At 73.7% G+C, this 10,730-nt stretch carries 13 protein-coding genes; 8 read left to right on the top strand and 5 right to left on the bottom strand.

Annotation, left to right across the window (positions count from 1 at the left end):
- Positions 1–44: 44 nt before the first annotated feature.
- The 4 genes from CG736_RS10240 (at position 45) to CG736_RS10255 (ending at position 4,133) form a co-directional block, all read left to right on the top strand.
- Positions 45–728, top strand: a complete 684-nt coding sequence (locus CG736_RS10240) for a hypothetical protein (protein WP_100585862.1) — start codon at positions 45–47, stop codon at positions 726–728.
- Positions 725–1,642, top strand: coding sequence for a protein phosphatase 2C domain-containing protein (locus CG736_RS10245; RefSeq protein ID WP_100585863.1), 918 nt, complete (start codon positions 725–727; stop codon positions 1,640–1,642). Before CG736_RS10240 ends, CG736_RS10245 begins: the two co-directional genes overlap by 4 nt.
- Positions 1,639–3,354, top strand: coding sequence for a hypothetical protein (locus tag CG736_RS10250; RefSeq protein WP_100585864.1), 1,716 nt, complete (start codon positions 1,639–1,641; stop codon positions 3,352–3,354). The genes CG736_RS10245 and CG736_RS10250 overlap by 4 nt, the downstream gene beginning before the upstream one ends.
- A 128-nt stretch (positions 3,355–3,482) precedes the next feature.
- Positions 3,483–4,133: a PadR family transcriptional regulator gene (locus tag CG736_RS10255; RefSeq protein WP_100586018.1), complete on the top strand. Its 651-nt coding sequence runs from the start codon at positions 3,483–3,485 to the stop codon at positions 4,131–4,133.
- A 31-nt stretch (positions 4,134–4,164) separates the two neighbouring features.
- Here CG736_RS10255 and CG736_RS10260 read toward each other — a convergent pair whose 3' ends face one another.
- Positions 4,165–4,386 carry a hypothetical protein gene (locus tag CG736_RS10260; RefSeq protein ID WP_100585865.1) on the bottom strand — a complete coding sequence of 74 codons (222 nt, stop codon included), beginning with the start codon at positions 4,384–4,386 and terminating at the stop codon, positions 4,165–4,167.
- A gap of 401 nt (positions 4,387–4,787) precedes the next feature.
- Between CG736_RS10260 and CG736_RS10265 the strand changes: the two genes are divergently transcribed.
- Positions 4,788–5,486, top strand: coding sequence for a bifunctional DNA primase/polymerase (locus tag CG736_RS10265; RefSeq protein WP_100585866.1), 699 nt, complete (start codon positions 4,788–4,790; stop codon positions 5,484–5,486).
- A 78-nt stretch (positions 5,487–5,564) separates the two neighbouring features.
- On the opposite strand, the gene map is transcribed toward CG736_RS10265, so the two are convergent.
- Positions 5,565–6,410: a type I methionyl aminopeptidase gene (map, locus tag CG736_RS10270; protein WP_100585867.1), complete on the bottom strand. Its 846-nt coding sequence runs from the start codon at positions 6,408–6,410 to the stop codon at positions 5,565–5,567.
- A gap of 126 nt (positions 6,411–6,536) precedes the next feature.
- Between map and CG736_RS10275 the strand changes: the two genes are divergently transcribed.
- The gene (locus CG736_RS10275) at positions 6,537–6,755 is read left to right on the top strand and encodes a hypothetical protein (protein WP_043913668.1); all 219 of its coding nucleotides are present in this window, start codon (positions 6,537–6,539) and stop codon (positions 6,753–6,755) included.
- Between the two features lie 7 nt (positions 6,756–6,762).
- Here the strand turns inward: CG736_RS10275 and CG736_RS10280 are convergent, their stop codons facing one another.
- Positions 6,763–8,070, bottom strand: a complete 1,308-nt coding sequence (locus CG736_RS10280; RefSeq protein ID WP_100585868.1) for an MFS transporter — start codon at positions 8,068–8,070, stop codon at positions 6,763–6,765.
- 57 nt (positions 8,071–8,127) lie between these two features.
- Positions 8,128–8,706 carry a hypothetical protein gene (locus CG736_RS10285; protein ID WP_100586019.1) on the bottom strand — a complete coding sequence of 193 codons (579 nt, stop codon included), beginning with the start codon at positions 8,704–8,706 and terminating at the stop codon, positions 8,128–8,130.
- Positions 8,707–8,753: 47 nt separating this feature from the next.
- Between CG736_RS10285 and npdG the strand changes: the two genes are divergently transcribed.
- Both npdG and CG736_RS10295 read left to right on the top strand, forming a co-directional pair.
- Positions 8,754–9,455 carry an NADPH-dependent F420 reductase gene (npdG, locus tag CG736_RS10290; protein ID WP_100585869.1) on the top strand — a complete coding sequence of 234 codons (702 nt, stop codon included), beginning with the start codon at positions 8,754–8,756 and terminating at the stop codon, positions 9,453–9,455.
- A 122-nt stretch (positions 9,456–9,577) separates the two neighbouring features.
- On the top strand, positions 9,578–9,766 hold the full coding sequence (locus CG736_RS10295; RefSeq protein WP_100585870.1) for a hypothetical protein: 189 nt from the start codon (positions 9,578–9,580) through the stop codon (positions 9,764–9,766).
- Between the two features lie 22 nt (positions 9,767–9,788).
- On the opposite strand, the gene CG736_RS10300 is transcribed toward CG736_RS10295, so the two are convergent.
- Entirely contained in the window at positions 9,789–10,604 is an 816-nt protein-coding gene (locus tag CG736_RS10300) for a site-2 protease family protein (RefSeq protein ID WP_100585871.1), read from the bottom strand.
- Positions 10,605–10,730: the final 126 nt, after the last annotated feature.

Consider the following 10,730-nt stretch of genomic DNA (forward strand, 5'->3'; position numbering starts at 1 on the left):
GTGGGACATCAGGTGTCGCTCGCGCGACGTGGATGGGGGACGCAATGGCCGAGATCAAAGGTGTGCTGCTGCCTGCGTACGTGCTGGCCGACGAATCGGGCTCGATGGGCCCGTACCGGGAGGAGCTGTCCGAGGGCCTGGTCTCGCTCTGCGAGGGGCTGCGGGCCGAACCGATGGTCGCGGCGAAGCTGCGGCTCGCCGTGCTCGGGTTCTCCGACGACGTGCAGGTCCGGCTCGCGGTCGCCGACATGCGGGCCGAGACCAGCCTGCCCGAGGTGGTCATCCGGGGAACCACCCGCTACCGGGCGGTCTTCGACGACCTGCGGCAACGCATCCCCACCGACGTGCAGTGGCTCCGCGGCCAGGGGTACAAGGTGCACCGCCCGGTGGTGTTCTTCCTCAGCGACGGCCAGCCGACCGACGGGGACGCCTGGCGGCGGTCGCACGCCCTGCTGGTCGACCGGGCCCGCACTCCCACGGCGCCCAACATCATCGCCTGTGGCATCGGCAGCGCCGAGGCCCGGACCATGCTGGAGGTCGCGACCCGGCCGGAGTTCGCCTTCGTGGCCGTGCCGGGGGCCGACATCGGCCGGGCCATCTCGGAGTTCTTCCACTCGCTCACCGCGAGCCTGGTCTCCTCCGGCCAGGCGCTGAACTCCGCCAACCCGCAGCTCGTCGTCAACCGGCCGGACCAGTTCACCATGGCCATCGACGAGGTCGGCCTGTGAGTCCGGACGGCGCCGAGGGCACGCCGTCCCCGCTGCCCTGGCAGCGGATCGCCGTCGGGGCGCCCGGGGTCGAGTTCGAGGCCCGGCCGCCCGGCGGGGACGTCCTCGACGTGCCCGACACCGAGTGCGACGGCTGGTCCACCGCGGGCCTCACCGTGCGGCTGGCGTCGGTGCGGGGCGCCCACCACCGCTACTACGGCAAGCCGCGGCAGGACGCCGCCCGCGCCGTACCGCACGCGCCCACCGGGGCCGTCGTGTTCGCCGTCGCGGACGGCGTCTCCAGTGCCACCAGGGCCGAGCGCGGCGCCGGCGAGGCGTGCCGGGCCGCGCTGGAGCGGATCCTGCTCCAACTCGCCTGGAGCCCGGACGCGCTCGACCTCCACGATGTCGCCCGGCACGCCGCCGAGCGGCTGCGACGGCTGGCCCGCGGGCGGCTCGACCCGGCCGAGCCGAGCACCGCCGAGGTCGCGGGCCGGTACGCGACCACGCTGGTCACCGGCCTGGTCCGGCCCCACCCCGACGGGCCGGTCGTCGAACTGTGCCGGATCGGGGACTCGGGCGCCTGGCTGCTCGACAGCCGGCGGGGCGCCTACTGGCCGGTCTTCCCGACGAAGACCGGCTCGGACGCCCTGCTGGTCTCCAACGAGGTCACGGCACTGCCCAGCGTCCCCGCCGCCCTCGAACAGGCCACCCTGCGCCTGACGCCGGACCAGGTGCTGGTGGTCGGCACCGACGGCTTCGGCGACCCGCTCGGCGACGGCGACGGCCAGGTCGGCGCGCTGTTCGCCCGTCAACTCGCCGCACCGCCGTCACCCCTGTGGCTCGCACACGTGCTGGACTTCTCCCGGGAGACCTTCGACGACGACCGGACCCTGCTGGCGATCTGGCGGCGCAGCCCGGCCCCGCCCCGATGAACGCCGCTCCCGGCGGCGCCGTCGACCGCGGCGCCCTGGTCCTCGACCGCCGTCTCGGGCAGGGCGGCCAGGGCGTCGTCCACCGGGTGGCCAACCTGAGGATCAACCAGGCCGCCGCCGACGGCGGCTGGGACGTGGTCTACAAGGAGTACGCGCCCGCCCTGCTCCCCGACCTCGACGCCGCCGCGCTGACCGCGATGGTGGACCTGCTCGACGAACTGAGCGGCGACGAGGGCCGGTGGCTGTGCGAGAAGACCGCCTGGCCGGCCGCCGTGGTCCGCACGGAGGGCCAGGTCAGCGGGTTCCTCATGCGGGCCGCCCCGGACCGGTTCCGGTTCGACTTCCGCAGCCTGAGCGGCGCGGGCAGCGGCACCCGCCGACTGGCGAACCTGGAGTTCCTGCTCAACGACGACGCGTACACGGCCGGAATCGGACTCACCGTCGGCGAACGGGACCGCCTGCTGCTGCTCGCGGACCTGGCCGGGACGCTCGACCGGCTGCACCGCATCGGCATCGGCGTCGGGGACCTGTCCCCGAAGAACCTGCTGCTCGCCACCACCGGTCCGCCCGAGTGCTTCCTCATCGACTGCGACGCGATGCGGCTGCGGGGCGCCAGTGTCCTGCCGCAGGCCGAGACGCCGGACTGGCAGCTCCCGGCGGGCGAGGAGAAGGCCACCCCGGCCGGCGACGTCCACAAACTCGCGCTCCTCGCCGTCCGCCTGATCGCCCGGGACCAGGTCACCACCGATCCCACCGCACTGACGGCGCTGAGCCCGGACCTCGGCGAGCTCGCCCGCCGGAGCCTCGACCCCGCCCCGGCCCGCCGGCCGTCGCCGGCCGAGTGGGCGGAGTGCCTCCGGGCGGCCGCCCCGACGGTCCCCACCGCCTCCGCCGCACCACCGGCCGACGCGGTCTCCGACGATCCTGCCTCCGACGGGGCGGCCTCCGACGGGGCGACCGCGCCGCAGGGCCGGTCGAAGTCCTCGTTCGTCGCCCCCGTCGTCTTCGTGGTGCTCGTCCTGGTCCTCCTGGCCGTCATGATCGCCCGCTCCCGAGGCACCGGTGACCACGCGGAGGGACCCGGCACCACCCGGCCGCCGACCCCTTCTCCGACCTCCGCGAGCCCGACCCGTACGCCTGCGCCCGTCACCACCACCCCCGCTCGCACCCCCACCCCCACCTTCGACCCCAGGTCGCTCGACAGTGCGCAGACCGACCGGACCCCGCTGACCGCGAGCGCGCTGCTGCCCGTCTCCTTCACCGACTCCAAGGGCGTGACCTACACCCGGAACAGCGGCTCCACGGGGGACTGCCCGGACGACTCCATGAAAGAGAGCCTCCAAGCAGCGCTGCGCAAGGCCGGCTGCGACAAGCAGGTGGTCGGGACGTACATCGACGCCAACGCCAGGATCGCGGTGGCGGTCTGGGTGATGCCCCTGGCCGATGCGCAGGCCGCCGACCGGGGCAAGCAGGCGCTCGCGGAGTTCTCCATCACGGACTGGAGCCTCTGGTGTCCGACGACCGGCCCCGGCTCCCAGCTCTGCGACAGGGGCACGGACATCCGCAGCGCCACCCAGTCGGGTTACCGGATGAACAGCCACCGCTACCTGCTGCAGTCCCGAGCTCTCTACATCAACCTGACCACCGACAGCAGCGCCGAGGAGTGGACGAACGCGGCGGCCTACGCCGCGATCACCGAGGCCGGGCCGTAGCACTGCGCGCGGACCGGCGGCCGGGTGTCGGAATCCCTTGTCGTTCGACAGTTACCGATATATCGTCGAGTTATCGAGATGCTTCGACGATCGGAGTGTCCGACAACCATGGGAAGCGGGTGTTCGTCATGCGGTACGACAAGCGTTATCGCGGGGAGGGTCGGCGTCGGTGGGCCGAGCGGCCCGAGGAGGGGGAGCAGTTCGAGGCGCGGGCGGCGTTCGGGCCGTTCGGGGCGCAGGGGCGGCCGATGCCGCCGTTCGGGCCCGGGTTCGGGCCGCGCGGGCGGGGCTTCGGCGGTCACGGGGTGCGCGGCGGGCACGGCGGGCGGCGCGGGGGCCGGGCGCGGCGCGGTGATGTGCGGGCCTCGCTGCTCGCGCTGCTGCGGGAGCGTCCGATGCACGGCTACGAGATGATCACCGAGATCGGCGAGCGCACCGGCGGTGTCTGGCGGCCCAGCCCGGGCTCGGTGTACCCGACGCTCCAGTTGCTGGAGGAGGAAGGCCTGATCAAGGCCAACGAGGAGTCCGGCAAGAAGCTGTTCGAACTGACCGAGCAGGGCCGGGTCGAGGCCGAGCAGGGTCCCGAGTCCCCGTGGGACGAGGCCGGCCGGCGGGACGACTGGGAGGCCGTGCAGGAGGTCGGCGCCGCGCTCGCGGCGGTGGACCACGCGGTGCGCCAGGTCATGATGACGGGCACCGAGGAGCAGCGCGCCAAGGGCCTGGCGGTGCTGGCGGAGACGAAGAAGAAGCTGTACCTGATCCTGGCCGAGGAGGCCTGAGCCCCACCCCGGCGCGGGGCGTGACGGACGGTCAGCCGCTGGCGGCGTCGTCGTACTCGTACCGCCAGCGGAAGCGGCCCTTCGCGTTGTACTCCTTGGCGCGCCGGTAGACCAGCGTGATCGCCGGGGTGTCCCCGTGCGCGGGGACGGGCACCCGGTAGACCTTCGGCACGGCGTGCAGCGGGCTCAGCAGGATCGGCAGGACTCGGCCGTCCAGCGGCCCCCCGAGGAATTCGGTGTCGGCGCTCTTCACCGGTCCAGGGTAGGCACCCGGCGGGATGTCCGGTGCGGGCGGGTGTGTCCGTCGCGTCGCGGCGGATGTGACGCGGACAGCATCGCCGACGGTCATGGGAAGGGCCTTCGGACCCTTATCCTGCTACGTACGCCCCCGGGGGTTGCCCCGGGTCCGCGGGCCCGTACGGGCCGGGTGGGGCGCGCCGAGGTGCGCCCGCCCGCCGAGCGAGACTCTCGAACTCCGTACCCGCCCCGGACGTCGGCCGGCCGGAGAACCCGGCCCCGGTCGACGGCAGACGCCCCCGCGCGCGGTGCACCGATTCGGGAAGCAGCGAGCGGCTCCGTGCGTTGGCGTCGGGTGTTGCGTCGGTGGCCGTGCCGTACCAGGTGCGGCAGCTCAGCAGGTGCGGAAGGGGCCAGATGGAAGCCAGCAGCAGGTGGACGTCCTGGTGGCGGCGGGACCGGAAGGACGACCCGGACGCCACGGAGGACGCGGCTGCGAAGCTGGATCTGCTGCTGGGGGCGGTCCGGGCGGGGTTCCCGGTGGCGCCGGCGGCGCACCCGGCGGCGGGGTACCGGTGTTCGTGCGACCGGGTCGGCTGTCCGGCTCCGGCCCAGCATCCGGTGTCCTTCGCCTGGCAGTCCCAGGCCACCGTCGACGCCGAGCAACTGGCGCACTGGCTGACGCGTGACCCGGAGGTGAACTTCGTCACCGCGACGGGCCGCGTGCACGACGTGCTGGACGTGCCGGCCGAGGCCGGCGAGCTGGCGCTGCGGCGGCTGGGCGCGCTCGGTGTGGGCGGTCCGGTGGCGGCGGTCGGCGGCGACCGGTACCTGTTCTTCACCGCCACCCGCGGCACCCCGCAGGACGAGGACGAGTGGTGGCCCAGCGCGCTGGACTCCACGCCCGAGACGGTCTCCGAGCATCCCGGGCTGCGCTGGCACTGCCGCGGCTCGTACACCCTGGTCCCGCCGGCCGCGCTGACCGACGGCTCCCGGGTGCGCTGGCTGCGCGGCCCCGACCAGCCGCTGCCGGACCCGCTGCGGGTGCTGGACGTGCTGACCGACGCGTGCACCGAGGTCGGCGCGGTCGCCGAGGAGCAGTGGCTGATCGGCTGAGCCGAGCAGGCCCGCGGCGCAGGAACGACGCAGCGGCCCGTCGCCCCGGGCGGGGCGACGGGCCGCTGTGCTGTCCGGTCAGGGGAGGGTGAGGATCTCCGCGCCGTCGGCGGTGACCACCAGGGTGTGCTCGAACTGGGCGGTGCGCCTGCGGTCCTTGGTGACCACCGTCCAGCCGTCCGGCCAGATGTCGTAGTCGTAGCTGCCCAGGGTGAGCATCGGCTCGATGGTGAAGGTCATGCCCGGCTTGATCACCTCGGTGGCCCGGTCGCTGTCGTAGTGCGGGACGATCAGGCCGGAGTGGAACGAGGTGTTGATCCCGTGGCCGGTGAAGTCGCGGACCACGCCGTAGCCGAACCGCTTGGCGTAGGACTCGATGACCCGCCCGATCACGTTGATCTGGCGTCCGGGCTTGACCGCCCTGATCGCCCGGTCGAGGGACTCCCGGGTGCGCTCCACCAGCAGCCGGGACTCCTCGTCCACGTCGCCGCACAGGTAGGTGGCGTTCAGGTCGCCGTGCACCCCGTGGATGTACGCGGTGGCGTCGATGTTGACGATGTCGCCGTCCTGCAGCACGGTCGAGTCCGGGATGCCGTGGCAGATCACCTCGTTGATCGAGGTGCAGACCGACTTCGGGAAGCCCCGGTAGCCGAGGTCGGACGGGTACGCGTCGTGGTCGCACATGTACTCGTGCGCGACGGCGTCGAGCGCGTCGGTGGTGACACCGGGGGCGATCAGCTTCGCGGCCTCGGCCATCGCCTGCGCCGCGATCCGGCCGGCGATCCGCATCTTCTCGACGGTCTCCGCGGTCTGCACCTCGGGGCCGGTGTACGGGGTCGGCGCGGGCTTGCCGACGTACTCCGGACGCGCGATGTGCGCGGGGACCTTGCGGGTGGGGGACTGCGTGCCGGGTACCAGAGCCATGACCGCGAGTGTATCGGCCGCCGTCCGCCCGCCCCGGGCCGTGTGCGCGGGCGGGCCACCGGGAATGATCACAGCTGACCGCCGCGGCCGCCGCCGCGAGGGCCCACCAGGACGGGAGACGAGACGATGGTGTTCGGCCGCAGCAAGCCCACCGGCAAGCCGGGGGAGTGGTTCTACTGCATCAAGCACGGCAAGGTCGAGGAGGGCCCGGAGTGCCCGGCCAAGGACCGGCTCGGCCCGTACGCCACCCGCGAGGAGGCCGCGCACGCCCTGGAGACCGCCGCCGAGCGCAACCAGGAGTGGAAGCAGGACCCGCGCTGGAACGACGAGACGCCCGAGGCCTGACGCCCCCTCACACTTCGGCGGCCGCGGCCTCGGCCTGCTGCTTCTCGTGCTGCGCCCGCACCGCCAGGACGTGCGGGTCGGTGCGGGAGTCCCAGGCCAGCAGCTTCGGGATGGACGCCGTCAGGGCCAGCACGCCCAGCACGCACATCACGCCGCCCGTCCAGATCGAGGCCCGGGTGCCGACCAGCGCGGCCATGCCGCCGGCCCGGACCTGGCCGAGCTGCGGGCCGACCGAGTACGACAGCAGCTCCACCCCGGCGAGGCGGCCGCGCAGCTCGTCGGGGATGGACTGGTTCCAGATCGTCGACCGGGCGACGCCGCTGATCTGGTCGGCCGCGCCCGCCAGCGCCAGGCACAGCAGCACCAGCCAGACGTTCCCGGCCAGGCCGGCCAGCGCCATCGACCCGCCCCAGCCGAGCGCCGCGAACAGCAGCATCCGCCCGTGCCGGTGGACCCGCGACAGCCAGCCGCCGGTCGCCGACACCAGCAGCGCGCCGACCGCCGTCGCCGCGTACAGCAGGCCCAGCGCCCACTCGGCGTCCAGCGAGTCCGCCAGGAACGGGAAGACCGCGACCGGGAAGGCGAACAGCATCGCCACCGTGTCGATCGCGTAGGTGCCCAGCAGGTCCTTGCGGCTCCACGCGTAGGCCAGGCCCTGCCCGAGGCTGCGCAGCGAGGGCCGGTCGGCGCTCTCGGCGGGCGGGATCGGACGCATCCGGGCGATCAGGGCCAGCGACACCAGGAAGGTCAGCACGTCCAGCGCGTAGGCGCTGCGCGCCCCGGCCACCGCGACGACCACGCCCGCCAGCGCCGGGCCGGCCACCGAGGCGGCGTTGCGGTACAGCGAGACGAGGGTGAACGCGGCGGGCAGCTGGTCGTGCGCCACCACCCGGGGGAACATCGAGTCCAGCGCCGGGCGCTGGATGCCGTCCAGCGCTGCGGTCAGCGCCCCCACCAGGTAGATCGGCCACAGCAGCGGGTGCGGCAGCACGGAGTTGGCCAGCAGCAGCACGGCCATCAGCGTCAGCCCCGCCTCGCTGAGCAGCACCAGGCGGCGACGGTCCAGCGCGTCCGCCAGCGCCCCGCCCCACAGGCCGAACACCACCAGCGGCACCAGCTCGAACGCGCCGGCCAGGCCGACCGCGAGGGTCGAGCCGGTCAGCTGCTTGATCTGGATCGGCACCGCGATGTAGGTGAGGAAGCTGCCGAAGGCGGTGACGCACCCCGACGTCCAGAGCAGCCGGAACTCCCGGGAGGCGCGCCAGGGCGTCAGGTCCGGGATCAACTTGCGGAAGAAGCGGGCAGCAGCTGTCACATGGTCAGATGCTGCGGGAGGCGGACGGACCGGGGCAACAGGTTTTCTGCCGGCCCGTCACCAGCGCACCACCGGCGAGGCGGTCAGCCGCTCCACCAGCCGGGCCAGCCGGGAGCGCGGCGGCACCGTCGAGGTGGCCGAGCTGACCAGGTGCTGCACCAGCTCGAACGGCTCGGGTTCGGCCTCCGGCACGGTCAGCCGCTCGTGCGCCAGCGCCGTCAGCTCGGGGTCGCCGTCGTCCAGGGCGAGCAGCACCGCGCCGGCCCGGCGGGCGCCGTCGAGCCGTTCCAGCAGGGGCGCGTCGGCGGGCGCGGGGGCGACCAGCAGCACCGTCGCGCCGTTCCGCGCCTCCTCCAGCCGGGGCAGCCCGCACGCCAGGTGGCTCGGCGCGCCCGGCGGGACGGTGTGCCGCAGCAGCGTCGGGACGAGCTCCGGCACCCCGCTGTACGCGGCCTCGTCGCTCAGGTGCGCCGCCAGGTGCCACGGCTCGTAGCGGGGGGTGCCGACCAGCAGCAGGCCGGTGGCGCTGCGCCGGGTGACCGAGCCGCGCAGCGCGGCGGCGAAGGCGCCCGCCCGCTCGGGCCAGCCGGTGCCGGCCAGTGACTGCCGGAGTGCGGAAACTCTCACCGCGTCCATGCGCGACAGCATGCTGCCCGGGCAACGGATTTGGCAGGATCTTCGGCATGACGCAACCCGATTCAGTGAACGCGACGGCCGGACCGGGCCGACAGCTGCCGGACGTCTCCGACCTGGTGGTCGGCGTCCTCGGCGGCACCGGCGACCAGGGCCGCGGCCTGGCCTACCGGCTCGCCAAGGCCGGCCAGCAGGTGATGATCGGCTCCCGCAGCGCCGAGCGCGCCGAGGACTGCGCCGCGGAGCTCGGCCTCGGCGTCCGCGGCGCCGACAACGCGCGGTGCGCCCGGGAGAGCGACGTGGTGATCGTCGCGGTGCCGTGGGACGGCCACGCCGAGACGCTGACCTCGCTGCGCGCCGAACTCGCCGGGAAGATCGTGGTGGACTGCGTCAACCCGCTGGGCTTCGACAAGCAGGGCGCCTACGCGCTGCAGGTCCCGGAGGGCTCGGCCGCCCAGCAGGCCGCCGCGCTGCTGCCGGACTCCACCGTCACCGCGGCCTTCCACCACCTGTCGGCGGTGCTGCTGCAGGACGAGTCGGTGGAGTCGATCGACACCGACGTGATGGTGCTCGGCGAGGACCGCGCCGCCACCGACACCGTGCAGGCGCTGGCCGGCCGGATCCCCGGCATGCGCGGCGTGTTCGCCGGGCGGCTGCGCAACGCCCACCAGGTGGAGGCGCTGGTGGCCAACCTGATCTCGGTCAACCGCCGCTACAAGGCGCACGCCGGCCTGCGGATCACCGACGTCTGAGCGGGAGACGGCGCCGCGGTGTGACCGACGCCGCGGCGCGCACCCGCCACCCCCGGCCGGTGCGGCGTGTTCGGTCGGCGAGAATGGCGGGGCCACACCGCGCCCGCCCGAGGAGTCCCGCCATGCCCCGCAACGCCCTGTACGCCACGATCGTCCTGGTCCTGGCGGTGATCGCCGCGGTGGTCTCGTTCATCCAGGGCAACTGGCTCGGCGTGGTGTGGGTGCTGATGGCCGGCGTGTCCAGCAACATCGCCTGGTACTACCTGCGCCGGGACCGCGCCGCCCGGGCCGAGCAGGCCCAGGCCCAGTAGGTCCGGCCCGGGCCCGGCCGGCTCAGTAGGTCTTCCAGAAGCTGAACAGCAGCCGGCCGACCGTCGCGTAGTGCGAGTCCGCGCCGAACAGGTCGAAGATCCCCATGGTGAAGTCGTACAGCCACTGGCCGACCTGGCTCTGCCACACCAGCGCGAACAGCAGCAGCATGCCGTAGGGCGCGTACGGGGCGATCGCGCGGCGGGTCCTGAGCGACAGCCAGGGCTCGATGATGCCGTAGCCGTCCAGGCCGGGCACCGGCAGCAGGTTCAGGATCGCCGCGGTGACCTGCAGGTAGGCGAGGAATCCGAGGGCGGCCGGCAGCGGGGAGAATCCCAGCTCCTGGCCGTCGTAGTGGGCCGGCACGTCCGGGTTGTCGAACCAGCCCTGGCTGACCGCCACCAGCAGCAGGACGCCGAACACCGCGTTCACCAGCGGGCCGGCCGCCGAGATCAGGCTGTGCTTGAGGCGGCCGGAGATCCGGTCCCGCTCGATGTAGACCGCGCCGCCGGGCAGGCCGATGCCGCCCATCAGCACGAACACCACCGGCAGCACGAAGCTCATCACCACGTGCCCGTACTTCAGCGGGTTCAGCGTCAGGTAGCCCTTCATGCCGACCGTGATGTCGCCGCCGGCCAGCGCGGTGCGCGCGTGGGCGTACTCGTGCAGGCAGAGCGACACCATCCAGCCCGCCACCACGAACAGGAAGATGCCGAACCGGTCGTTGCCCCAGCCGGTGGCCAGCGCGAGGCCGGCGGCGACGAAGGTGCCGGCCAGCGCCAGGAAGATCGGGCTGACCCGGCTCTCCGCGCTGCGCTGGCCGGTGCTGGCGTAGGTCATGGCGAGAAGGCTCCGGAGCTGGGGGCGGATGGACGTCCGATCATGCCGGGCGCCGGGCGCGCCGGACAAGCGGCCCAGGATGAACGGACGGCGGCAGCCGGGCGTTCCGCACGGATGTGCGCCCGG

Source organism: Kitasatospora sp. CB02891, from assembly GCF_002803145.1.
Classification (GTDB): Bacteria; Actinomycetota; Actinomycetes; order Streptomycetales; family Streptomycetaceae; genus Kitasatospora; species Kitasatospora griseola.